Consider the following 24538-nt stretch of genomic DNA (forward strand, 5'->3'; position numbering starts at 1 on the left):
TCTGAAAGGAGGGTGAAATACGATGAAAGAAAAATTTGCCCGTTGGGATACACTGTTTCTGCTATATCTTAAGCGCGATTGGAAAAAAATAACTATATGGATTTTAGGAATTGGCTTGTTTTCAGCTGCTTATGTCCCAGCTTTTGAAGAAATAGCAAAAGGCAAGGGTTTGCTTGGAATGTACGAAACATTGCAAAATCCTGCAATGATAGCGATGGTAGGACCTACACCGGTTGAAACAGCAAGAGATTATACTTTAGGAGCTATGTACGCGCATGAAATGCTGTTATTCTGCGGAGTAGTTGCAATGGTCATCACTGTTCTACACGTTATAAGCCATACACGTAAAGAAGAAGATCTTGGTCTGACTGAACTAGTGCGTTCATTTCAAATTGGTCGTCAAGCCAACTCTCTTGCTGCAATGATGGAAACTGTTTTCATTAACGTTTTATTAGCACTTTTTATTGGTGGAGTAATGATGAGCTTTGGCGCTGATTCGATTTCAGTTGAAGGTTCCTTCTTATTCGGAGCTTCAATCGGTATGGCGGGTATTATTGGTGCCGTGATTGCTCTGGTTATGGCACAAGTTATGCCTGTTTCATCGGCTGCAACAGGTTCAACACTTGGAATCATAGGACTTCTTTATATCATTCGTGCGGGGACAGATGTCTCCAACGTTAACCTGTCCATGATTAATCCTTTGGGGTGGACATATTTAACTTATCCCTTCACAGAAAATAACTGGACCTTACTGATTTTTGCATTTATTTTCAGTTTAATCATGGTAGTCATTGCTTTTGCCCTTGAAGGCTCGCGCGATATGGGAGCTGGATATCTTCCTGAAAGAGAGGGCCGGGGAAATGCAAAGAAATCGTTACTGTCTGTCCGCGGACTATTTATCAAAATTAACAAAGGTGTCATGATTGGCTGGTCGATTGCCTTTGTCCTTATGGGGGCAGCCTATGGTTCAATTTATGGAGACATGCAAACCTTCCTTGAAAGTAACGAAGTAATGAAACAAATGTTCAGTAGTTCAGGCGTTTCCATTGAAGAATCATTCACAAGCACGATAATGATGGTCATGCTTGGTTTGGTATCGATATTGCCAATTGCAATTGTGAACAAACTATTCGCACAAGAAAACCGGTCCCTTTTAAGTCAAATTTATGCTACAAAAGTGACCCGCATCCAACTTTTTTGGACCAGTATTGGATTAGCGATTTTTGCAAGTTTAGTAGGAATTTTATTAGCCGCGGGAAGTCTTGGTGGTACAGCTATCTCAGCCATGGGGGATAGCTCAACGATGGATACACTAGATTTTCTTGCTGCTGGCTACAACTTCTTACCATCCGTATTATTCTTTACTGGTCTAGCGGCCTTAGCACTCGGCTGGGCACCGAAACTAGGAAAAGTGGTTTATGTTTACCTTGGCTACTCCTTTGTAATCAATTACTTTGGCGGTATCTTGGAGTTACCAGAATGGTTTTCCAAAACAGCCATTCAAAGCTGGATTCCACGAATGCCAATGGAGAATTTTGATGCTCTAATTTTCATTACAATAACTGTGATTAGCATCGCTTTGATGGTAATAGGTTACCTTGGTTATAGTAGACGGGATATGATTGAAGGTGCCTAATATTTGCTAAGGAATTTGTGAAATTAGTTAAAGACTTTATGCTAAGTCTTGTAAAGTATCGAGCACAATCTGTGATAAGAATTGTGCTCACTTTTCATTTTAGAGCCAGATAATGGAGTAACTTCTTGTGACAAATATGAAAATCTGAAATAATCGTTATTAAATTAACGGGCTGGTGAGGATACCTACAACAAAATTATTGAAAATACAAAGCAAGTATCTGTAGACACGGGTGATGATGAGAAAGTTGTGGAATTAATTAAAATGCTTGCAATGGATCAATAGCAAACGGACGCGTTCATCGAGTAATAATACCATTTTTTTGGAATGAATGATTGTGTGAATGACAGAAATTTGAAACAATCATTATGTTGATCGTAAATTTGAGGTAATTGTAAAGGGAGTTTTTATGGTAAATATGAAAAAACAAGAAAAATCCTATTTTTTATAGGGATATAGTTTGTTTGCATTCGGTTTTGCGTTTAACCAGACGTTAAAGATAATAGATTCTGCGAAACCTTACGCTTCATATTCCGTCCCTTTAATTATAGTCGGATTATCTTTATTAACATTAGCAATGGTTATCGTTTTATCGAATGTTGCAGAGGCGATATTTATTATCGCTAGATATGTAGGAGACGTAACACCTTTTATTGTTTATGTTCTGGTAGGCATTGTATTCTTATTAGGAGTAACCTTGATATTTGTTGATAAACAAAAGTAACCTTTAGTCGTTAGGGGCGTGATTAGAGTCTACAATACTCTATCTACTAAACCAGATGCTGCTATACCAGGGCTATTCAATGGAAATGGTGTTTAACTAATGAAGGCATAAAATGAAGAAATATACTTGGTTAAGCTATTGGTCCTTAGTATTGAGCTTAATATCAACATTTGTATTCTTAGGAATAATGGCCGCTTTATTATCGATGGGTTTTATTACAAGTACTGTGATTATACTCTCGTTACTGATTTTCTCTTTCATTTTTGGTTTTATGGCTCTGTCCAGAAAGACAGAAAAAATGCAATCGCATTTATCACAATACTAATTTCAATTGGTAATGGTTCGGTTTTCGCATTTGCCTCAATGATGTCGCAAATGTCACCTAACTAGTGGTCGGGGAATAAACCTATTTAGGGAGAATCTTTTAACTTGAAATCTAGTCTTCTGTTAAAAGGATGCAATTCTGAAGCAGGTATATAAAAGAATTGTTTCCAATGTTCTTATTTTATCCATTGAGAGGTGAACGAAGTGCTGCTATTTCTTGCTGCATTTGTATTGTTAGTTGGAAGTTGGTTTTGGTTTGGGTACAATACCAAAAATGGAACATCAAATGTCTTGCTGGTGGTTGTAATGATTTGTTCTCCCTTTCTTCTCTTTATAGGAGGGATTTCATACGCGGCAAACATACACAATCAAGGGGCTGCGTTTGCGGCTGCTGGTTTAGGTTATTTGTTACTATTTAATAGCTTTATATTGATAATAGTAATTGCTATCCTTACCATAAAAAACAAACGAAAAAGTTCTTAATTATCGTTTGTCTATTTACAAAGTAAATGGGGCGCTTATATGGAATAAGGATCACAGGAGAGAACTGGGATGCGCAGGATTTGGATATCCATGTAACTGGTGATGAAAGAGGATGGAAAGCACCTGCGGAAAAGGCTATTTCTGAGTAGGATCGTATTGTGGGGATTAGGAAGTCCCTTGAAAATCGTTTAGTAGATTTACATGAACATCAATTTTTTTAATGGGGATTGTCAGTCGAGTTTGGCATCACTGATACTTTACTGTCTTTTGGTTGATAGAGGATTTAAAAATACATAAAAAGGCCATTTTGTTGAATAAATACAATCTGAAAAGAAATGGGGACATTTAAGTATGACTGAAATTAAAGAAATAGGATCTTTATGTTCTGTAGACGACAAAGGCTATATACTAAACCAGTCTGATCCCGGAAAAATCAATAATAAATTTCGAGAAGTAATCCGACTAATCAATGAAAGCTGTCTTTCCGTTCTACCAAAGGACATTCACAGTATTTATATAAGAGGATCTGTGCCAAGAGGGCTGGACATTGAAGGTGTATCAGATGTTGACGTAATAGTAGTAACCTATTCTAATCCTCAAGATATTGACCTTGATTGGGTGGAGGAGACGGGACAATTCATCGATCAAAAATTCCATTTTATAAACGGTGTAGAATTAGGATTCTGCCCTTTAAGTGAGGTTGAGGAATCAAAATATTGCTCCATGATTCCATTTATTCTAAAAACCTATGGTATTTGTGTGTATGGTGAGAACCTAATAAGTAAGCTCCCTGATTATAAACCAGACAGATCCTTGGCGAATGAACACCTCATTCATTTAACATCTCTTATTGATAAAGCCAAGCATGATTTAACGGGAAATGACGACACTGAGGACATTAAGGATTGCTGTTCATGGATCATGAGAATTATTGTGAGGGCTGGTCTTGCGCTTGTCATTGTTCAAGAACAGTCGTACACAAGGGATTTATTCCCAGCCTATAAACTATTTTCGAAGCATTATCCTGAAAAAGAGCAAGAGATGAGAAAGTCGCTTTGGTACGCAATCAACCCCTTATCAAGTTCAGAAGAAATATTAAAATTCTTGAATCACTTTGGAAGTTGGATGAAGGAAGAAGCAGAGAATTGGCTTAAAGTTTATAACCCAAAAAAAGAAATGCATCTACCGCTTTGATAATGTACTCACTGTTTATCTAAAGGTCGCGATTATCTAACATTAGATAATCGCTTTTTTTACTTCAAATTTGGCATGGGCAGTGAGTATTTACATCTTTTATGAGGACTTACTGTTCAATATACTGTATTTTTATTTTGTATATTGAATATAAGTGTGCTACAATCGTTGACAAATTTTAAGGAGAATCCACATGGAAAATATACAAGTAACAATAGCGAAAAATCTTTATACCATACGAAAACAAAGAAATTTGACATTGGATCGCTTATCAGAATTAACAGGAGTTAGTAAGGCGATGTTAGCCCAAATTGAAAAAGGGAAAAGTAATCCTACGGTTACGACACTTTGGAAAATCGCTAATGGCCTTCAAGTTTCATTTTCAACATTTATGAAAGAGAAAGCACCTGTCATCAAAAAGGTGAACATTAGTAATATGGATCCTCTGATAGACGATGAAGGCAAGTACAGGGTTTTTCCCTTATTTCCATACCATCAAGAGAAAAAATTCGAAATTTACGTGGTGGAATTACAGCCAGGCTGCTCTTATGATGGTCGCTCTCACTTAGGGGAAGAATTTATCATCATGAAAGAAGGAGAAGTAAAGGTAAATGTTCAGGGAGAGGTTCAACAGCTAAGATCAGGGGATGGACTTCAATTTTTAGGTGAATCGGTACATGGTTATCAAAATGATTCGGATGATCTGGCAAGCTTTTTTATGCTTGTATATTATCCAGACCCTGAATAACTCTATTTATTTTGTTCGGACTTAACTTTAATTGGAGGTTGATTAGATGAATGTCCTTATTGTTTATGCCCATCCAGAACCTTTACTTCAAGGTTTGGAGAATCTGCCTTTTATTCCTTATCACCCCAATTCACATTTCAATGAGGATCATCGATTAAAAGAAGAGTATAAGTGAGTTGATGTGAAGCTCCGAAATAGGTGTTCATTCTGTTTATTTTATCTTGACATCAAGTTTTCCGCATAAGGGCAACTCTTCTGGAATAAGGATCAGGGCCTGTACCAAACATAAGATCAATATAATGGAAAGGAATAGGATTTAATTTGGATTTTTCGGGAACCCACCAAGACTTTATTATAGTCCAATCGAAAAAATTTCTTCCGTTACAGAAATTAAGGTGTGAGTAGTGGCAGTAAGAAAATACTATTTGAAGAAGGAGCACAGATGATGGCTTATGTTTTATTAATTGTTGGATTTGCATTATTGATTAAAGGGGCAGATCTTTTTGTTGACGGGTCTTCCAATATTGCAAGACTTCTCCGGGTTCCGCCCATTCTGATCGGGTTAACGATTGTGGCATTTGGAACAAGTTCGCCTGAGGCAACAGTGAGTATTATTGCAGCATTGGAAGGAAGTGCAGATGTCTCACTGGGTAACGTGATTGGAAGCAATATCTTTAACATTACACTCGTTGTAGGGGCGGCTGCTTTTTTATTTCCTTTGAAAGTCGAAAATGAAACCATCAAAAAGGAAATCCCATTTACATTACTTGCAAGTGCTGCTTTGCTCATTCTTATGAGTGATGTTGCGTTGCAGGGCCTTGACAGCAATATGCTTACACGTAGTGAAGGGTTCATCTTTTTATTGTTCTTATCCATTTTTATGTACTATGTTATTGAGATTGGCCTAAAAAGCCGGAGGGATACAGGGAATGAATCAGTCCCTGAAGACATTACCTGGGGTAAAAATATATTAATTAGCATTTTAGGTCTGGCGGCAATTATATTTGGGGGAAATCTGGTAGTAAATAATGGTACAGAAATTGCTTATTCCCTTGGTATGAGTGAAACATTGGTAGGGCTAACGATTATTGCGGTAGGGACATCACTTCCTGAACTGGTGACATCTATTTCTGCAGCGCTGAAAAAAGAAAGCGAAATCGCGCTGGGGAACATTGTGGGGAGTAACATTTTCAATATTTTATTTGTACTTGGTGCATCTGCAGCCATTTCACCATTAGCAGTGAATGATAAAGTGTTTATTGATGTGATTCTTATGATTGTACTGACCGTTTTATTATTGATTTTCTCAAGGACCAGTTTCAAGATTGGAAAGAGAGAAGGCTTGTTGCTTGTTGTCGCATACATTATTTATCTGGTTTATATTATATTACGGAATTAATCTAAGAAACCGGTTAGCAATTTATAGGCTGACCGGTTTTCTGCTGACGATTATTTATAATTGTTATTCGCCTGCTTGATAATTTTATTGAAAGAGTGGATCAACAGTAACTAAATCACTGATACAAACCATACGTATTATTGATATCCTGAATGAAAATAATTCCGTTACCCGGGTCATCTATTTTAAGCTTTTTTCTGATGGATGAAACAATCGCATCGGTCCTGTCCCGCTCGGAAAGAATCAGTACTACTTCCTTTTCAGGTTCAATTTCCATCGAAAAAACTTTGCTCGTTTCATGAATTCCAGATCCCCTGGCATTAATGATCGTGCCGCCTTTTGAACCGGCTTCGGTTGCTGCGTCGATTACCTCTTCTGCATTTCCTTTTTCGATAATTACCGTAATAGCGTGATACATTTTGTCTGCACCTCCACTTTCTTTCAGACGATCACTTTTAAAACTTCTTGCACCGAAAATTTGATTGATTGAGGTAGTAAAAGCTATGCCGTGGTTTGGCTTGTTGAACTTAAATTTCTCACTTAACTTTTCAAGCGCATGAATCGCAGTTGTTTCACTGGATCCCATTAAGATAATTTCTTTTTTTACACGGCTCAGTCCCAGCATGTCAAGGATGCGGCTTTTTACTGTACCTCTTCCAACAAGCACCGTCCCTCCTGAGACCCCGTACTTTTTAGCTGATTTCATAATCTTACTCCCAAGTCCGGTGTTAACGATAACGCAAACCAATTCAAGGTCCGTCGTTTCAGTTTTACTCGACACTTCGCTTCACTCCTCCTTTATCTTTTTTCGACTTTAGTTTAAATACAAGCCCTAGGACCTGCAAAGCAATTAGTGGTGTCATAGCTACAAGCGCAATCATACCAAATCCATCTACCAATACATCTGCACCAGCTGTAGCCTCGGCAGCTCCTTGTACAAACGCAAGAATAAATGTAGCGGTCATTGGACCTGAAGCAACTCCGCCTGAGTCAAAGGCAATTCCGACAAATAATTTTGGAGCAAAATAAGTTAGTGTAATCGCAATGATGTATCCTGGTAGCAGGTAATGCCATAGTTGAAGATCAGTAATCAGCACTCTCAGTATTGATAAAAGAACTGCCAATCCAACTCCAAGAGAAAGAGTACTCAAAACGACTGATCTTTTTACATAACCACTTGTCACATCTTCAATCTGACTCGTAAGGACATGTACGGCAGGTTCAGCTAAAATTGTAACAAAGCCTAAAAGAAGAGCTATGATAATGATATATGTTTTATTATCCAGGGAGGCTAGATTGTACCCAATGGCGCTTCCAACGTCCATGAACCCGGCGTTCACACCAACCAGGAACAAGACAAGCCCAATGAAGGTAAACAGCATTCCCATTAAAATTTTCCTTACTGCTTTCTTAGTCATTTTAAACGATTTCTTCTGAAATACAAGGAAAATTATTAAAATCGGTACCAGAGCTACAATTATTTCCAACGTTATAATCGGAAGTTCGTGTAAAAAAGGTCCAATGATGGAATTTGCATCATGACCAGCTGCATCTAGACTTCCGGTCATTTTATCAGTTTGCATAATGATATTCATGATCATAACGGCAATGATGGCCCCCGTTGAAGCTATGGCCACTAAGCCGAAACTGTCCTTTTCGGAAGCTTTACTGTCTTTTTTTAATGTGGAAATCCCTAAAGCTAGGGCAAGAACAAATGGTACGGTCAAAGCACCTGTGGTTGCACCTGATGCATCAAAAGATATGGCTAAAAACTCGGGGGACGTAAATATGGCAAGAACAAAAATGATCAGATACAAAATCGAGAGCAGTTTATAAAGGGGGAAGTTATAGACAGTTCGAACAAGTCCGGTAGCAATTAGTAAGCCGATTCCAATGGATACGACAATCACTAGGCTTGTTTTTGATATCAATCCTGAGGTAACCATTTCAACCTGTCCGGCTAAAATATGCAAATCTGGTTCGGCGATGGAGATGAAAAAGCCCAGCAATAAACCTGCAATCATAACGACCCAGATTTTATTTGACTTGGCAATAGATTTCCCGATTGCCTGGCCAATAGGAGTAATTCCAATATCTACGCCAAACAGGAAAATAGATAATCCAACAATAATTAAAATAGATCCGATAATAAATCGAATTATAAGTGAGGCGTCAAGTGGTATTAAGATAAAATTCAGGATTAAAACCATTGCAGTAATGGGGAGGACGGCAAACAATACTTCTTTTAACTTTGAAAGCAGTACATTCAATTGTTTTTCATTCCTTTCTTTTTGTAGTAAAACTCAAATCACAGTTCAGAGGTTATAGGTTGACATCCACTTTGACCACGTGATCATCGTTTTTATCGATACCGATGTAACGTAACGTTTCAGAAGAAGAATGGTGATTTAAAATCTTTGCGATAAATGAAACAGCAATTCCTTTGCGGTAGGCGTGATAACCGAATGTCTTGCGCAATGTATGGGTGCCGATCTTTCCGGTCAACCCAGCATCCTTCGCCGCTTGGTTAACGATACGGTAAGCCTGCTGACGCGTAATGGGGTTATTATTCTTTTTTGATTTAAAAAGGTAATCCTGCTGATCAAAATCAACTGTCGAAAGAAAAGCTTTTAATTCCCTTGCCACACTTCTGTTTAGATAGAAGGCATGTTCTTCGCCAGTACGGGGCTCGGTTAAATATAAAAATTTCCTGACTCCTGCACTGTCCCACACATCATTCACTTTTAAAGGGAGTAAGTCACTGACTCTTAACCCTGTATTAATTCCAAGTACAAAGAACAATAAGTCGCGTTGAGAGTGACGCTTTAGTATCTTTTTCATTGCCTTAATATCTTCAGTTTTGCGGATAGGATCGACAAATTCCATACGTTTTCCTCCATTAATAATGTTACTTAATTATATTTTAATGAAAGTTAAGTAACATTACAATTAATTTGCACTTTTTTCAGTAAATTTGAAAACAGTTGATTTAATGCTGGTAATCCTTAGGTCCTTTGGGTAGGAATCAAAGGAATTTATAGATGAGGAAATATAATTGAAAGGGTTCATATCAAGCAAAGCTCAAGGCTAATACTTAAAAATTGTGGTGAGTAGATGAAATGTAAAGAACCGGCGAGCTGGATGGTGTGTGTTATGATAAAAGAAGTATAGGGGGGATGGCTTAGGATCCACATTAGGGGATAATTCCGGTGGATAAGCTTATGATATGTTTTTCAATAAGAAAAGAGGGTGGGACAAAACCCAGTCTCCTAAACGAAGAGTAGCCCGCCGAACAAAGTTTTTGTTCGGCGGGCTACTCTTTTATTTTAATCTAAATAAATTCTATTTTGAAAACAAAATAAGGACACACTCTGATAAAATTATAGTTACCACACAATAACCATCGGAGGTGTCCTTATGTTTAAACAGTATAACATGAATCAAGTGATTTTGCCCCTGGATTTAGAAATGAAACTCCAAGAAAATGATATCGCCTATGCCGTCCACGATCTAGTCGAACAGATTCCAAACGAAGCCTTCGCTGCTTTCTTACGGAAGACGGGCTGTCCGGCTTACCATCCCCGAATGATGATGAAAATCATTGTATGCGCCTACACGCAATCGGTTTTCTCCGGAAGGAAAATCGAAGCGCTTCTCCAAGATAGTGTCCGCATGATGTGGTTAGCTCAAGGTTATGAACCGAGCTATCGAACCATTAATCGATTCCGTGTCCACCCCGACGTGCAAGCCCTCCTCCGTGAGTGCTTTGTCCAGTTCCGTTGCCAACTTGTTCAGGAAGAGTTGATTGATGACGAAGCGATTTTCATCGATGGAACCAAGATTGAAGCCAATGCCAATAAGTTTACATTTGTCTGGCGTAAGGCTGTGGAAAATTACAACGCCAATCTGATCGAAAAGTCCAACCGCATGTATGATGAATTGGTTGAAAAGGAAATCATCCCAGAAATCGTACGGGAAAATCCGGAAGAATTATCGGTCAAAGAGCTTACAGATATAGCTGAAAGGTTGGAAGAAAAGGTCGAAGAATGGAGCCAGAAAATCGAAGAGAGCGAAGAAGTGAGCGAACGGAAACAACTTCGTTCCGAGCGCAAAGAGCCAAAGCAATCCCATAAACAGTTTCAGGATTTTGCGGCGCGCAAGCAGAAATACGAAAGCGACACGGAAATCTTTGGAGAACGAAACAGTTATTCCAAGACCGACCATGACGCCACGTTTATGCGAATGAAAGATGATTATATGAAGAACGGGCAACTGAAAGCCGGTTATAATATACAGGTGGCGACCGAAGGCCAATATGCGCTCGCTTATGATGTTTTTCCGAACCCAACGGATACGCGCACGTTCCTTCCTTTCCTGGATCACATCGAACAACACTTCTTTGAACTACCCGATCATCTTGTCGCCGATAGTGGGTATGGAAGCGAAGAAAATTATGAAGAAGTCCAGGAGAATCGCAAGCGCACGCCATTGATCACGTACAATACGTACCGCAAAGAGAAGAAGAAAAGTTTTAAAAAGAAGGCATTTCATTCAGCCAATTGGGAGTACAGCGAAGAAGATGATGCATTCATTTGTCCGAACGGAAAACAACTGACGTTCCGGTATTTTTCCCACAAGACTGATCGTTATGGCTTTGTCCGGAAGTTTAAGGTGTACGAGTGTGAAGACTGTTCCGGTTGCCCTCTCCGTAGTCAATGTACCAAGGCTAAAGAAGGCAACAATCGCAAGATCTATTACAATGAAAAATGGGAAGAACAAAAACATATGGTCAGAGAACTGCTTTCAGAAGAGAAAATGGGCGAACTTTATGGTAAACGTAAAGTCGATGTAGAACCATTTTTTGGATTTCTGAAGGCTAATTTGCGTTTCACTCGAATGTCCGTAAGGGGTCAGGAGAGTGTGAAGAATGAATTAGGATTTGCCTTCATGGCGGTGAACTTGAGAAAGTACACCGCTCAAAGGCAGCAGAGTAAGGCCAATAACTTTCCTCATTCAATAAAAAAAGGTTCCGATCATCAAAAACCGATGATCGGAACCTTTTTTATTATTTCAGGCTAGTTATGTCCCAGCCCCTGTGCGAATCCATCTTCGAGAATGAATGTTATGCATTGACAGCTTTATCTGTCTGGCTTGCATGTAATTTTTTCATGGCAAATCTGCAATAGGCTGGGCAATCAATGCTTCAACCCAGAATGCTAAAAAAATTACGCGGCCAATCATAGAAGAATGTTTGAAATGGCTCCAAACTAACTTCTCTCATTCCGATCCAGGGTCCAATAATGGTCAGTAAAATGGATAAGATCGATACACTGAACAGTATCGTGAATAATACTCGTGAATTAAATCCATCCGTCGGGTTAACAAACTTCGGCACCAATTTGTTAATGATCGGGGTTGCAACAAGAGTGACCAATAAAATTACACAAATCCATACAAACGGAATGACTTGTAATGTGTTCACATAAACCTCTTTATTGAATCCAAATTCAAGCGGCAGGCTTCGTCTCTTTATTATTTTTAATAAACATATAAAAGGACGCTCCGAAAATAATAAAGTAGCCGAGAAAGCTCATCCAGTCAGGCACCTGATTAAATAGAACAATACTAATCACGGCAGTGTAAACGACCGTCGAGTAGAAAAAGATTGAAATTTCTCGAGCTGGCGCATATTTATAGGCGATTGTTAAGCCAAACTGGCCGATTGTTGCAAATGCGCCTGCGCCTAGCAGGTAAATCCATTGCTTCGTTGGCATTGGCTCATAAAATGCAATCGTAAAAGGCAGCAGGGAGACCGTTGTAAAGAAAGCAAAGTAAAAGACAATCGTATAAAATTGTTCTTTACTTCCAAGTACGCGTAGCAGCGTGTACGCCCCAGCGGCAAATACTGCCGATAAAATACCAATGATATAAGGGACTACCTCCACAGAAAATTGCGGTTTAATTACAAATAATGTACCGACAAACGCGATTAGGATGGCGGCTATTTGATACGTTCTTGCTTTTTCTTTAAGAAATATCGCTGAAAAAATAATTAAAATAAACGGACTTAGTTTGTTCAGCATTTCTGCATCTGATAACACCATATGGTCAATGGCATAAAAGAACAGAACCATCCCCACGGTTCCAAGTGCGGACCGGGAAAGCAGCAGTCCCTGGTTTTCTTTTTTACCAAAAATCCTCTCTTTGTTATAGACGACTAAAATAAAGGCGATGACCGCAGACACGATGTTTCGCATAAATGTTTTTTGCACTGTAGGCACGTCTCCAGACAGCTTGACGAGTGCAGCCATCATGGAGAAACCAAAAGCTGATATTAAGAGTAGAATAATTCCTTTGTTACGATCGCTCATAAAAATTTTCCTCCATTACGTCCTATCATTGGCCAGATTTACCTTTCCTATCCTAATATAACTAGGTGAAGAAAGAAAGTATTGTGTTTGATCAGAATAAAGGAAGGGAACGTTAAGTGGATAATAAAGAGTATAGGACAGGGAAAGGAAGACGGCGATTGATTTGTTCTCAGCCTGTGTTTTTAACGAAAAGAGTTATTGATCACAATCAGCAGCATTTTATCGAGGAAGAAGCTTCTATCGAATTATACGAAAATGCAGTCATCACGCCAACGGCCCGGTTTAAGATAGAAGATGTTCATGATGTATCCTATCGTAATTTATCGGGTACGTATGGCTTTTTTTATTTGCATACGATTAAAGGGGTATATCCGTTCAGGGTAAAGGGATCTCCAGATGTGTGGATGGAAGAGTATAAGCGGGTTCAGGTTAAATAATATCGATTAACTACCAAAAACGGCCGCACAGGTTGAACTGTGCAGCCGTTTTGCATATAAGCTAAGATGCTTTTGCCTTATTTTGATAGGCAGTCAGTCGGTTGACGAGGTCTGAACTAGCTTCGTTAAGACCGATGATTTGGACAGATTTATCATTTTCTTTAAACTTCGTTATCAGTTTATCTATGGCTGCGACAGCTGAATCATCCCACACATGGGCCTTGGTGAAATCAATGTGGATTTCTTTCGCATCTGCTTGAAGATCAACTTGATTCATTAAACTTTCAATAGAAGCGAAGAAGACTTGGCCGCTAACGTAATAAGTCATGGTTTCAGCCTGTAGTTTCTCTTCCACATGCACTTTTGAAATTTTGGCCACGAAGAAGATGGCACTTAAGATAACACCAGCTAAGACACCGATGGATAAATTGTGGGTCAATACAACTGCGGTAACGGTCACGACCATAACCACAGAGTCAGAAATGGGGTTTCTATGAAATTTCGTTAAAGAACTCCAGTCAAATGTACCGATCGACACCATAAACATTACGCCGACTAGAACGGCCATTGGAATTTGGACAAGCAAGTCATTAAACGAAATAATCAAGAGCATCAGGAATACTCCGGCAACTAACGTTGATAAACGTCCGCGTCCGCCTGATGACACGTTAATCACGGATTGTCCAATCATAGCACAGCCTGCCATGCCTCCGAAAAAACCTGAAGTAATATTAGCAATTCCTTGACCGCGAGCCTCTTTGTTCTTGTCCCCCACAGTGTCCGTCATATCATCGACGATTTGCGATGTGAGTAGAGACTCAAGCAAGCCAACAAATGCTAAAGCGAGAGAGATCGGAAAAATAATTTGTAACGTTTCAAACGTCAGCGGAATATCGGGAATCAGAAAGATTGGCAGCGTACTCGAAAGCTCCCCCATGTCTCCTACCGTTTTCAAAGATAGCCCGCCGGCAACTGTGATGATCGTCATCAAGATAATCGCAATAAGTGGTGCAGGTACTGCTTTTGTAAACCTCGGGAGAATATAAATAATCGCAAGAGAACCAGCTACCATTGCATACATTACCCAGTTAGCCCCTTCAAAATGAGGAAGCTGAGCTGTGAAAATTAAAATCGCAAGGGCATTCACAAAACCAATCATAACGGACCTCGGGATAAACTTCATAAACTGCCCGATTCGCAATACCCCTAAGAGAAATTGAATGATCCCCGTTAAAATTGTTGCGGCCAGAAGATACTCCAGTCCATGATCTTTAACCAATGTGACCATCAGCAAAGCCATGGCCCCAGTAGCGGCAGAAATCATTCCAGGGCGGCCGCCCATAAAAGCAATAACGACAGCGATACAGAAGGAAGCGTACAAACCTACCATGGGGTCGACTCCAGCTATGATAGAGAAAGCAATTGCCTCAGGGATAAGTGCCATAGCGACAACCATGCCTGAGAGCACATCGTTTTTTACGTTTCCAAACCATTGTTGTTTAATTGTAGCAGTGTTCAATGCTACACCTCTTTCCATAAAAAATTGACACGATTGCATTCGTGCCTGAATCCGACAAGAACGAGACAGATTATATCATGTATGACAGCAGATGCCTAGCTGAATTTGAATAATTTTGTTAGAAATATGTCCCAAAAAACGAAACATTTGAGGTTTATGAAAGCTGTTCATGTGATATGAAGAAAAGTAAAGGAGGCTTCAAAAAATGAAAGCATTATTGTTAGGCGTTTTGACGTTATCCATTTTTCCTTTAGGCAGTTTCGACGATGCAGAAGGAAACTCAACAGAGGCAGAGCTAACGAAATCAGAAGCTATGCAAGTACTTGCAGGTTACGAAGAGGCGTTGAAGCATACCATTGAAGTCACATCCGATGAAACTCAAAACAATGATTACCATTCTATTGAGGAAATGGAAGAGTATCTTCACAACTATATGTCTGTTAGCATGGCTGAAGGGTTTACAGACAGATTTTTCAAAGAAACGAATGGAGAAGTAACCGTGATTCCCCAAGATGGACCTATGACATTTAATGATTCAGAACCTATCGACTTGATGCAAATGGAAGAAGGTAAGTACCAGGCGACTCAAGAGCAAAACAGCGAGCTCAGCGGACATGTGAATAAGACATTTACCCTGGAATTTGATGGAGAAGACTGGATCATCCAGGACATGAAAACGGAAAGGTTAGGAGAATAGCAGACAAAAGCTAGCCCCTCAAGACGAGGAGGCTAGCTTTTTTATGAAGAGAATAACGAATAGAAATGTTTCTCAATCATGGTCTTCAATATTCGATTGCTGATGAAGATAAGAAGAGATAAGGCGGCAAACAATATCATTGTCGTCATCCAGATTCCTCCAAATCCGTCTACCCTCCACAGAATCAAAATTAGAGGGGCGAAAATAATGACTTCTACAGCCAGGGCAAGAAGACCGATGAAACGCCCTTTGAAAACCTCCCGTTCGTCTGTCCAATGTAAATTTGGTGTATATAGGTCAAGAATTGTTCCGATTATGCTTGTAAGCCAACTGATCAAAAGCGAAAGTACGATCCAAATCACAGTAAGCATGATCGGGAGCTTAAGAAGACAGACCATAATAAACAGGACGAGAAGGCTTAGAAAGTTGATGAAAAAGGACGCCAGAATCTTGCTCAGCATGACCGACTCTGCACGGACCGGCATGTATAAGTGGTTAAACCAGCTCTTCCCATCTCGCGAAACAGAGGAAATAGCAGCAGGGTTAATTCCCAGCACCAACACTGTAAAGCCGACCATTGCTAATATAATGGTTTTTCCTTGCCACGAATTAACTACTGCACTGATGCCTTGAATGGAGCCGCTTGTATCCATCACAAGAATGATAACGAATAACACAGGAAGCAGCAGCGACTGCACGATAATCTGTGTGAAAAAGGTGGGGGTGCGAAGCATGATTTTCATTTCTCGTACCCAACTTGAATAAAGGAAGTTTTTCTTCTGTATTTTCTTGGACATCTTCGCTGGGCTGACCGTTTTCTTAGTTCCGCCGGAAAGGCCGAGAACTCCTTTAAAATATAACTTCTGTCCTGTTGTCATCATGAAGAGAATGGCGACAATAGCAAGAGCAAAAGTAAAGAGAAAATAACCCGCCCCTGCCATACTCATCGGATCGGTTAAACTGATGGAACTAAAATAAGCGGGTGGATAAAATTTCGTCGTCAGCTGCAGTAAACCGTTTTGTTCGGCTAACAGATGAGCCAGGTTGGAGCCTGGATTTGTCTCCGAAGAATTAAGGCGGATGACGATGTTAATTCCTATCGCAAAAACAAACGTTAACAAACCGGCGAACACTTTTATTCGGTCTTTATTTTTAGATAGGTTAAGAAAGCGCATGACAAACATAAGAAGGACCGCTGTTACCACAAATGGAATAACTGGAGTGAGCAGCCAGATTATGAAAGCGTACAGGTAATACACTATCCCGGCATGGCTATGCAACCCGCATATAACCAACGAAGGGGCTAAAATAACCAAGTTAGTCAAATATAATGTTAAAAAAGGCACCGCTGACTTGCCCAGTATAATTTGATAGGGCTGGAAGGGCAGTGCTACAAATGATTCTACATCTTCAGCAAAATAAAAAGAGCTTAAGATCGTCCCAACGCTAATGAATACGAAGAGAATCGATGTGATCACAAACAGCAGGCCCAGAATGACACTTTCGTTTCCGCTGGGCGCTAATACACCATACATTGAACTGATGAGGCCGTTTATTACATATAAGATAAATAATGAAGCAGGAATCGCGAAAATCCCCAGAAATACATATCCCAGTTTTTCATTAGTGCTTTTGCCAACTAGAGAAAGCTGCATTTTGACCATAATTCGAATCAGCTTCCACGTTTTAGCCATTTTGCGTCAACTCCAGGAACACCTTTTCTAAGTTGTCATCCTCTTTGAACTGCTGCTTCATGTCAGCCATGTTTCCTATGAAATCAAGCTGACCATTGTTGATAATAGCCACTTCATCACACAACTGCTCAACGACTTCTAGGACATGAGTTGAGAAAAACACTGTCTTTCCTTTGGTGGCATGTTCACGCATTATTTCTTTTAGGGTATAGGAAGATTTCGGATCAAGCCCTGTGAGCGGTTCATCGAGAATCCAAACATCGGGATCGTGAAGCAAAACGCCGCAGACTACAATTTTCTGCCTCATGCCATGGGAGTAAGTAAGGATATGATCGTTTAAAGCACCGTAGATACTGAACTGTTTTGTGTAATAGTCGATTTTTTCACGTCTGACATCAGTAGGAACTCCATAAACATCCGCCACAAAGTTTAAGTATTCGATTCCTTTTAACCGTAAAAAGATATCCGAACGGTCGGGCACATAGCCGATCGTTGTTTTGGCTTTCATAGGATCTTTGGTTATGTCAAAACCGTTAACGTTAATTCGGCCGGTCTCTACAGGGAGAATGCCTGTCATCATTTTAATGGTGGTGGACTTTCCTGCTCCATTAGGGCCAAGAAATCCGAAGATTTTCCCGTCTGGGACTGTAAGGGAAAGGTCGTTTACAGCCGTATGACCAGGGAATTGTTTCGTTACTCGTTCGATCTCAATCATAAAGAACGCTCCTTTTCATTTCCATCTATTAGAAATACGAGTGAAGGAGGGGGGATGTTTCAATCTTGAAGAAAATACTCCATTAGAATTTCATCTAAATAGCGGTCTTCGATTTTAATGGCTTTATGTTCTATCCCATATTCACGGAAACCAACCTTTTCGTAGAGCTTTTTCGCTGGCAAATTGTCTTTGACAACACTGAGCTGAAGTATTTCAAGTCCAATCCCTTTGGCAAATTGGATAGCTTTTTCAAGAAGCATTTCTCCGGCTCCCTGCCCTCTGCATTCTGGATGGACATACATCGCAAGAATGGACGCCTTATGAGAGAACTTTGGGTGAGGTTCCTTTTGCAGTGTGACATTCCCGACAAGCTTCTCCTCGATAAACACACCAAAAGTATGGGCTTCGTCCGAGTTAAGCCGTTGAACAGTCGTCTCAATCGCATCCGGCTTGTTTTTCTCTTGTTCGTAAGTAGTGATAAAGGCATCAGGATTCGTTTGAAGCGCTTCTAACCGTAAAGTTCGATATGTACTGGCGTCACTACCTGAAAGTGGTCGAATAATCATCTGCAGATTCCCCCTTTGATTTCAAATAAGAATAGCGAAGTTGTATGATAATGTAAAGAGGGAATAGAACTTTTATAAGAAAAAGGTGATCAAATGACAGAAAAGGAAAAGATGCTGAAAGGTGAACTTTATCAACCATGGGATGATGAGCTTGTTCTCGACCGAACACGAGCTAGACAAATTGTTTATTCCTTTAATCAATCAAAGCCAACAGAGAATCATCACAGGGAGCAAATGCTTGAGAGGTTGCTTGGACGTGCAGGGGAAGAAGTCTTTATCGAGCCATCATTCCATTGCGATTATGGCTATAATATTAACGTTGGAGATCAATTTTTCGCCAATTTCAACTGTGTCTTTCTGGATGTTTGTCCGATTACAATGGGTGACCGCGTGATGCTTGGGCCGAGTGTACAAATATACACAGCTACACACCCTATGGACCGGGAAACGAGAGCCGGCGGGCTTGAGTACGGCAAACCTGTTACGATTGGCAATGATGTATGGATTGGCGGCGGTGCCATCATTAACCCAGGTGTAACAATTGGTGATAATGTAGTGATTGGTTCAGGATCAGTCGTGACAAAAGATATCCCGTCAAATGTATTTGTCGGCGGGAACCCGGCTAAGATAATTCGCGAAGTAGAGTAAGAAGGAATACTGGTCGAAGCCAGGTTTTTTCGTTATCATATGATAGGATGAAAGCATATATTTATTGTGAAATATGAGGAAAGGGTTTGGAGCTATGATTAAACGAAAAAGTAAACGTGAAATAGAGCTGATGCATGAAGCAGGTAAGCTGCTTGCTAACGTACACAAGGATCTTCGTCAGTTTATTAAACCAGGTGTGACTACGATGGAAGTTGAAAACTTTGTAGAACGTTATTTAGCAAAGCATGGAGCAACTGGAGAGCAGAAGGGATATCAGGGTTATGAGTTTACAACCTGTGCCTCCATTAACGACGAGGTTTGTCATGGCTTTCCAAGAGAAGAAAAGCTTCAAGAGGGAGATATTGTAACCATCGATATGGTGGTCAATTTAAATGGTGCACTGGCAGATTCGGCCTGGACCCATCCGGTTGGTAAAATTAGTGAAGAAGCAGAACGGCTGCTGGAGGTTACGAAAACATCTCTTTATAAATCGATTGAGCAGGCGCAGGTCGGCAATCGGATCGGAGATTTAGGCCACGCGATTCAGTCGTATGCGGAAGGAGAAGGCTATTCAGTTGTCCGCGATTTTACGGGTCACGGCATAGGAGAGACGATTCATGAAGATCCATATATTCCACACTTCGGCCAGGCAGGCAAAGGGGCGCGACTTAAGGAAGGGATGGTCATTACGATCGAGCCGATGATTAACATTGGCGGCTATCAAAGCAAGATGGATCAAAATAATTGGACAGCACGCACGATTGATGGCTCTCTTTCGGCTCAATATGAACATACCATTGCGATAACGAAAGACGGACCGCTGATTTTAACCGATCAGGATCAATAAACTAATCAAAAAAAGCTCCCAGTTAAGGGAGCTTTTTTCATCGTCTGGAAAAATTATAAAATATTTGTCTGTGGATAAGCTTACATGAAGTTAGCCACATCCAGCTCTAGCGCCCAGACACTCGAGTCATAAGTCAATCGCCTCCGTGGAGGAAAACCACTCCACTGCGCCGCTTGTCTTATGCTTGTCGTGTCTACCGGGGCGCTTACGCTTTAGTTCCTATATTACTGCTTTTGCACGTTAGCAGCTTGTGGTCCGCGCTGACCTTCTTGGATTTCGAAGTTTACAACTTGACCTTCTTCAAGAGACTTGAAACCTTCTTCTTGAATAGCAGAGAAGTGAACGAATACATCGTCTTGACCTTCTACTTCGATGAAACCGAAACCTTTTTCTGCGTTAAACCATTTAACTGTACCTTCAACCATGAAAAATACCTCCTGAGTGGATCTTTAGCCACAATGTATTACTATTCTTGCTCTTCACAATCAAGACGAAAATTACTTTGAAGCAACTTCTGTTCTATGAATCGTTTCCGAACAACAATAACTGCTATTAGTATAACAAATGCACCAAATAAATGATACTCTTAACAACAATTAATTGAAAATATTTGTAAAAACAAAAAGACTCCCAAATAGGGAGTCTTTTAAAAGCTTACTTACGCTTTTTGAACGTTAGCAGCTTGTGGTCCGCGCTGACCTTCTTGGATTTCGAAGTTTACAACTTGACCTTCTTCAAGAGATTTGAAACCTTCTTCTTGAATAGCAGAGAAGTGAACGAATACGTCGTCTTGACCTTCTACCTCGATGAAACCGAAACCTTTTTCTGCATTAAACCATTTAACTGTACCTTCAACCATGAAGAATACCTCCTGCGTGGATTAGATCCACAATGTATTACTATTCTTGCTCTTCATATTCAATCAAGACGTATCGTTATGACGCATCTTCTCTGTTATGAATCATATCGAACAACAATAATTAATTTTTATTATATCAGATGGTTTTTAAAAAGGAAAGCCCTGCGAGTAATTTTTTTGAAGGGGTCTTTACGGCTGGACAAAATATGCGTTATCCAGCACATCGTAAAGGGTTTCTTCCATGAAACTTGTGACGCGCTCATCCGGAATAGCAGAAAGTTCACATAATGTGTTTCCTTGAGTTAGTAGATGCTTCACAGCTGTCCATCCTACAAATATAGCTTCATTGAAATATCCAGAGGCACCCCGCCCTTTCGTAAAGGAGTATAAAGCTTCATAATCATTTCGTTGAATATGAGGGAGCAGGTTAATCATAATTCGGTTTGGCTCTTGATTACATACTTCCAGCCAGGAATAAGACGGCGCTGGCAGAGCAAGGCTTGTGTGAACTTTTTCAGCCGTATGTAGAGCTATTCCCTCCTGAAGTGTAATATGCCCAATACTTGTTGCCAGCGGATAGGCCATCCCTGATTTCAGACAATGAATGACGCGTGCCAGTTCTTTTGCAAGATCCATTTGCTGCATCTCTTTCTCAATTGGATAATAAAGAGTTAATTGCTCATCCTCATCTGTTTCAAAAAAAGGATCCGATTCGAAATTCCCTACAAAGAAGACGATAGACATGTGAAGCGCAGAGTCGTAATCCAATTCTTCTTTAACGGCTTGTAAAAGAGAGAAGATTTCTTCATGACTCGGTTCGAAATGCTCAATATGGTCAACAGCTTGAGCATACTTGGGGAAGGCATAGTCTAACATATCACGCGCAAGCTGGTCATCTTGCACACCTGGCTGCGTTACCGAAAATCCGTAAAGCTCTTTCCATAGTTCAAACCTGGTATCAGGGGCTGCGTCTGATGTGACAGCTTGATGATAAAAAGCTAAGAATTCATCTCGTAAATGGGTAATCTTGATGATATCCAACGGTTCTCCTCCTTTGGTTTAGTGACTTAAAAAGTCTAATCGTTTTGCCCAGACATTTGGGGCTTTGGGGCCAATCCAAATCAAGTGGCTATCAGATGGTGCATCATAAATTTCACAGTTCTGTGTGTTTGACTTCAGTAGAATGGCTTGTGAATAAGGAACACTTTTGTCTTTGCGTGCGTACATGCCGAGTATGGGGGCCTTGATTTTACTCATATCAGCTAAGCCATGTTTGATATCAAGTGAAAAGCCATGACCTGATTGGGAATCAGCCAGCATGTTATAGATGAATCTGCGGTCGTTTAAAGAGAGACGTTTATAGAGATCATCTACTTCTTCTGTAGTTAGAGAAGCTAGTATATTCTTCATAACTATATCTGGACAAACCTTTAATAATAATTTAATGATTCCCCAGGTAGCTTTCTCACTTGGTCCAAACAATAGGTTAGCACGCATTTTTGTTCCCAATTCCCAGGGAGCTGTTACAGCGGCTTCCATAACCAATTTCTCCACCCGATCAGGGTAGTAAGCAGCTAACGCAATTCCCGTAGGTCCTGCTGAGGAGACGGCGATGACAGCAACCTTTTCTACGTTTAAATGATCTAAAACGCTTACAATTGTGTCGGCAAATTCGGCTGCAGTCCGTCCGGCAGAAACTTCGGTTGCATCATAGCCAGGCCGGGAAATGGTTAATAACGAAAACCCTTCATAAATTAAACTTCGATGGGATAAGTCAGTATCTCTAGAGCAGTGCCCACCTTTGAGGAGCAGGATGGTCGGGCCGGTTCCTTCAAATGAAAATTCTACGATCCCTTTTGCTGTATCGAATAATGTTGCGGCCACGTCATTCATCCTTTCTTAACTTTTTTCTTACCCTAAATATAAGCTATAATGGAATAAAATGAAACATCAGAGGATTCTGAAAAAGGAAGTGATTGTATTCGAATTGTGTCGATTTGCCCCAGTAACACTGAAATTGTCGCGTATTTAGAGCAAGAAGAGATGTTGGTTGGTGTCGACAATTATTCTGATTTTCCTGAACAGGTAAGGCAATTACCACGCCTTGGGCCAGACTTATCCATCGATATTGACGCAGTAGCTGAGTTAAAGCCAGACCTTGTGCTGAGTTCGCTTAGTGTGCCTGGAATGGAAAAAAATATTGAAGGATTACGGGAACGTAACATTCCACAATTGATTTTAAATCCGGGGTCTCTACAAGAAATTGCCATAGATATTAAAGAGGTAGGAAAGGCTATCGGATTGCCGGACCATGGGGAAAAGAAAGCGAATGAATTTTTACAGGAAATTGAAATGTATCGTGCTAAAAGCAATGCCAAAGAGAAAAAGCCGAGTCTTTACTGGGAATGGTGGCCTAAACCTATTTTTACGCCTGGACAAGGAAATTGGTTAACAGAAATCAGCGAATTAGCTGGCTGTGTTAATTTATTCGGTGAAGAAAAAGAAGCAAGTGTGCAGACTGATTGGGAGGATGTGAGAGAACGAGATCCAGATCACATTTGTATGGTGTGGGTTGGAGTGAAGGAAGAAAAAATGAATCCGGACCTTTTAAGAAAAAGGCCCGGATGGCTGGAGATGAAAGCAATCAAAGAGGACAATATCCATGTCCTCGAAGAGTCATTATATTGTCGTCCGAGTCCGCGATTGCTGGAAGGGTTAAGAAAATTACACACGATCCTTTATTCATAGTTAATGTGGTTTATTCTGGTGAGCAGGAATGGCATAATCTTTAAAGTTTTTCGCTAGTTGGGTAAGCTGTTCCTGCATCAGCTGTCCTTCCATAGGCAGGCCATGCCCGGAGAGAATTAATTTAGGGTTTAGGCTGGCTAATTTTTTAGCGGACTTCTCGGCATCAGGCCAGTCGTGAGTAAAGTAAGCTGGGGGACCGTGTATGTGCTGGCTTTGAATAAAAACGGCTAGACTCGACTCTTGTTTGACGGTAATAACAGCATCACCTGAAATCAACGTGCGGTCGCGATCCCTGAACAAAGAAACGTGACCGGGGGTATGACCTGGCGTGTGAACAATTCTCCAGTCGTCCATATGCGGAACCGTGCCATCCTCGGGAAGCGGATTAACCCATTTACCTAAATGGACTGGGTCCCTCGGAAAAAAAGGCGACAATAGAGAAAACAGTCCGCCCCCAATTGTTGAATTGGGGATAGGATAGGTTTTTTCGCCTGTAATATACGGCATTTCATCGGGATGGGCATAGATCGGAACATTCCATTGTTTAGCGATCTGTTTCGCGGAACCTGCATGATCAAAGTGACCATGTGTCAGGATGATCGCTTTAGGCGGGTGGGATCCGAATCGCTTTTCAGCCGCTTCGATAATGCGTTTGCCATAGTGAGCGACACCGCAATCGACTAACACCCAGTCTTTTGAATCTTTTTGACCTATAAAGACAACGTTTGAGATTAAGGTTCTGTAAAAAGCAAGGTCATCTAAAACTTGTTCGGCCTCTGCATGGGCCATATGCCAGCCGTCGTCCATGAGGGACTGTTGCTCTTTATCCATAACAAACCGCTCCTTTTTGATTAGTTTGCTGTTACAGGGGCGGTTCTATTCATAGAATGGGATGTCAGGTACGGGATTTAGCAGATTTGCTGACGCGT

At 40.5% G+C, this 24538-nt stretch carries 26 protein-coding genes; 12 read left to right on the forward strand and 14 right to left on the reverse strand.

Translation table 11 applies throughout. The features are described 5' to 3' along the window. Positions 1 to 22: 22 nt before the first annotated feature. The 6 genes from B5354_RS13070 to B5354_RS13100 all read left to right on the forward strand — a co-directional run bounded on the left by B5354_RS13070 (position 23) and on the right by B5354_RS13100 (position 6508). The gene (locus B5354_RS13070; RefSeq protein WP_079529262.1) at positions 23 to 1636 is read left to right on the forward strand and encodes an ABC transporter permease; all 1614 of its coding nucleotides are present in this window, start codon (positions 23 to 25) and stop codon (positions 1634 to 1636) included. A 1252-nt stretch (positions 1637 to 2888) separates the two neighbouring features. Beyond that, positions 2889 to 3167 carry a hypothetical protein gene (locus tag B5354_RS13085; protein ID WP_079529265.1) on the forward strand — a complete coding sequence of 93 codons (279 nt, stop codon included), beginning with the start codon at positions 2889 to 2891 and terminating at the stop codon, positions 3165 to 3167. Between the two features lie 351 nt (positions 3168 to 3518). Then, positions 3519 to 4361: a nucleotidyltransferase family protein gene (locus B5354_RS13090; RefSeq protein WP_079529266.1), complete on the forward strand. Its 843-nt coding sequence runs from the start codon at positions 3519 to 3521 to the stop codon at positions 4359 to 4361. A 193-nt stretch (positions 4362 to 4554) separates the two neighbouring features. Continuing rightward, a complete protein-coding gene (locus B5354_RS13095) occupies positions 4555 to 5109 on the forward strand; it encodes a helix-turn-helix domain-containing protein (protein WP_079529267.1) in 555 nt (184 codons plus the stop codon). A gap of 46 nt (positions 5110 to 5155) precedes the next feature. Further along, positions 5156 to 5284: a hypothetical protein gene (locus tag B5354_RS20920; protein ID WP_281252743.1), complete on the forward strand. Its 129-nt coding sequence runs from the start codon at positions 5156 to 5158 to the stop codon at positions 5282 to 5284. A 270-nt stretch (positions 5285 to 5554) separates the two neighbouring features. Beyond that, entirely contained in the window at positions 5555 to 6508 is a 954-nt protein-coding gene (locus B5354_RS13100; RefSeq protein ID WP_079529268.1) for a calcium/sodium antiporter, read from the forward strand. A gap of 115 nt (positions 6509 to 6623) precedes the next feature. Here the strand turns inward: B5354_RS13100 and B5354_RS13105 are convergent, their stop codons facing one another. Genes B5354_RS13105 through B5354_RS13115 form a run of 3 tightly spaced genes read right to left on the reverse strand, consistent with a single transcriptional unit; the run spans position 6624 to position 9394 of the window. Continuing rightward, positions 6624 to 7289 (reverse strand): P-II family nitrogen regulator, encoded by a 666-nt coding sequence (locus tag B5354_RS13105; RefSeq protein WP_139377138.1) that lies wholly within the window; start codon positions 7287 to 7289, stop codon positions 6624 to 6626. Next, positions 7279 to 8778, reverse strand: a complete 1500-nt coding sequence (locus B5354_RS13110; RefSeq protein ID WP_079529269.1) for a DUF1538 domain-containing protein — start codon at positions 8776 to 8778, stop codon at positions 7279 to 7281. The genes B5354_RS13105 and B5354_RS13110 overlap by 11 nt, the downstream gene beginning before the upstream one ends. A gap of 52 nt (positions 8779 to 8830) precedes the next feature. Further along, the gene (locus tag B5354_RS13115) at positions 8831 to 9394 is read right to left on the reverse strand and encodes a tyrosine-type recombinase/integrase (RefSeq protein ID WP_079529270.1); all 564 of its coding nucleotides are present in this window, start codon (positions 9392 to 9394) and stop codon (positions 8831 to 8833) included. A 531-nt stretch (positions 9395 to 9925) separates the two neighbouring features. Between B5354_RS13115 and B5354_RS13120 the strand changes: the two genes are divergently transcribed. Next, positions 9926 to 11587 (forward strand): IS1182 family transposase, encoded by a 1662-nt coding sequence (locus B5354_RS13120; RefSeq protein ID WP_245029576.1) that lies wholly within the window; start codon positions 9926 to 9928, stop codon positions 11585 to 11587. Between the two features lie 124 nt (positions 11588 to 11711). Here the strand turns inward: B5354_RS13120 and B5354_RS13125 are convergent, their stop codons facing one another. Further along, positions 11712 to 11990 carry a hypothetical protein gene (locus B5354_RS13125; RefSeq protein ID WP_245804791.1) on the reverse strand — a complete coding sequence of 93 codons (279 nt, stop codon included), beginning with the start codon at positions 11988 to 11990 and terminating at the stop codon, positions 11712 to 11714. Positions 11991 to 12015: 25 nt separating this feature from the next. Continuing rightward, positions 12016 to 12879 carry a DMT family transporter gene (locus B5354_RS13130; RefSeq protein WP_079529271.1) on the reverse strand — a complete coding sequence of 288 codons (864 nt, stop codon included), beginning with the start codon at positions 12877 to 12879 and terminating at the stop codon, positions 12016 to 12018. Between the two features lie 116 nt (positions 12880 to 12995). Between B5354_RS13130 and B5354_RS13135 the strand changes: the two genes are divergently transcribed. Continuing rightward, positions 12996 to 13316, forward strand: coding sequence for a hypothetical protein (locus B5354_RS13135; RefSeq protein ID WP_079529272.1), 321 nt, complete (start codon positions 12996 to 12998; stop codon positions 13314 to 13316). Positions 13317 to 13377: 61 nt separating this feature from the next. Here the strand turns inward: B5354_RS13135 and B5354_RS13140 are convergent, their stop codons facing one another. Further along, complete coding sequence (locus B5354_RS13140; protein ID WP_425432130.1) at positions 13378 to 14835, reverse strand: SulP family inorganic anion transporter; 1458 nt, start codon at positions 14833 to 14835, stop codon at positions 13378 to 13380. A 205-nt stretch (positions 14836 to 15040) separates the two neighbouring features. Here B5354_RS13140 and B5354_RS13145 point away from each other — a divergent pair, with 205 nt between their 5' ends. Then, a complete protein-coding gene (locus B5354_RS13145; protein WP_079529273.1) occupies positions 15041 to 15532 on the forward strand; it encodes a hypothetical protein in 492 nt (163 codons plus the stop codon). Between the two features lie 41 nt (positions 15533 to 15573). Here the strand turns inward: B5354_RS13145 and B5354_RS13150 are convergent, their stop codons facing one another. Genes B5354_RS13150 through B5354_RS13160 form a run of 3 tightly spaced genes read right to left on the reverse strand, consistent with a single transcriptional unit; the run spans position 15574 to position 18507 of the window. Further along, entirely contained in the window at positions 15574 to 17226 is a 1653-nt protein-coding gene (locus tag B5354_RS13150) for a putative ABC transporter permease subunit (protein WP_079529274.1), read from the reverse strand. After that, positions 17219 to 17941, reverse strand: coding sequence for an ABC transporter ATP-binding protein (locus B5354_RS13155; protein ID WP_079529275.1), 723 nt, complete (start codon positions 17939 to 17941; stop codon positions 17219 to 17221). The genes B5354_RS13150 and B5354_RS13155 overlap by 8 nt, the downstream gene beginning before the upstream one ends. A 59-nt stretch (positions 17942 to 18000) precedes the next feature. Beyond that, positions 18001 to 18507: a GNAT family N-acetyltransferase gene (locus tag B5354_RS13160; RefSeq protein WP_079529276.1), complete on the reverse strand. Its 507-nt coding sequence runs from the start codon at positions 18505 to 18507 to the stop codon at positions 18001 to 18003. Positions 18508 to 18600: 93 nt separating this feature from the next. On the opposite strand from B5354_RS13160, the gene B5354_RS13165 reads away from it, so the two are divergent. After that, positions 18601 to 19155 (forward strand): sugar O-acetyltransferase, encoded by a 555-nt coding sequence (locus B5354_RS13165; protein ID WP_079529277.1) that lies wholly within the window; start codon positions 18601 to 18603, stop codon positions 19153 to 19155. A 94-nt stretch (positions 19156 to 19249) separates the two neighbouring features. Further along, the gene (gene map / locus B5354_RS13170) at positions 19250 to 20002 is read left to right on the forward strand and encodes a type I methionyl aminopeptidase (RefSeq protein ID WP_079530581.1); all 753 of its coding nucleotides are present in this window, start codon (positions 19250 to 19252) and stop codon (positions 20000 to 20002) included. Between the two features lie 224 nt (positions 20003 to 20226). On the opposite strand, the gene B5354_RS13175 is transcribed toward map, so the two are convergent. The 4 genes from B5354_RS13175 to B5354_RS13190 form a co-directional block, all read right to left on the reverse strand. Continuing rightward, complete coding sequence (locus tag B5354_RS13175) at positions 20227 to 20427, reverse strand: cold-shock protein (protein WP_079529278.1); 201 nt, start codon at positions 20425 to 20427, stop codon at positions 20227 to 20229. A gap of 233 nt (positions 20428 to 20660) precedes the next feature. Then, positions 20661 to 20861: a cold-shock protein gene (locus B5354_RS13180; protein WP_079529279.1), complete on the reverse strand. Its 201-nt coding sequence runs from the start codon at positions 20859 to 20861 to the stop codon at positions 20661 to 20663. Positions 20862 to 21050: 189 nt separating this feature from the next. Further along, positions 21051 to 21902 carry a hypothetical protein gene (locus B5354_RS13185; protein WP_079529280.1) on the reverse strand — a complete coding sequence of 284 codons (852 nt, stop codon included), beginning with the start codon at positions 21900 to 21902 and terminating at the stop codon, positions 21051 to 21053. A gap of 18 nt (positions 21903 to 21920) precedes the next feature. Beyond that, positions 21921 to 22745, reverse strand: coding sequence for an alpha/beta fold hydrolase (locus tag B5354_RS13190; RefSeq protein ID WP_079529281.1), 825 nt, complete (start codon positions 22743 to 22745; stop codon positions 21921 to 21923). A 96-nt stretch (positions 22746 to 22841) separates the two neighbouring features. On the opposite strand from B5354_RS13190, the gene B5354_RS13195 reads away from it, so the two are divergent. Continuing rightward, positions 22842 to 23609, forward strand: a complete 768-nt coding sequence (locus tag B5354_RS13195) for a cobalamin-binding protein (RefSeq protein WP_079529282.1) — start codon at positions 22842 to 22844, stop codon at positions 23607 to 23609. Here B5354_RS13195 and B5354_RS13200 read toward each other — a convergent pair whose 3' ends face one another. Beyond that, a complete protein-coding gene (locus tag B5354_RS13200) occupies positions 23610 to 24440 on the reverse strand; it encodes an MBL fold metallo-hydrolase (protein WP_079529283.1) in 831 nt (276 codons plus the stop codon). Positions 24441 to 24538 lie beyond the last annotated feature (98 nt).

It is taken from the genome of Halobacillus hunanensis (assembly GCF_900166655.1).
Lineage (GTDB): Bacteria > Bacillota > Bacilli > Bacillales > Halobacillaceae > Halobacillus_A > Halobacillus_A hunanensis.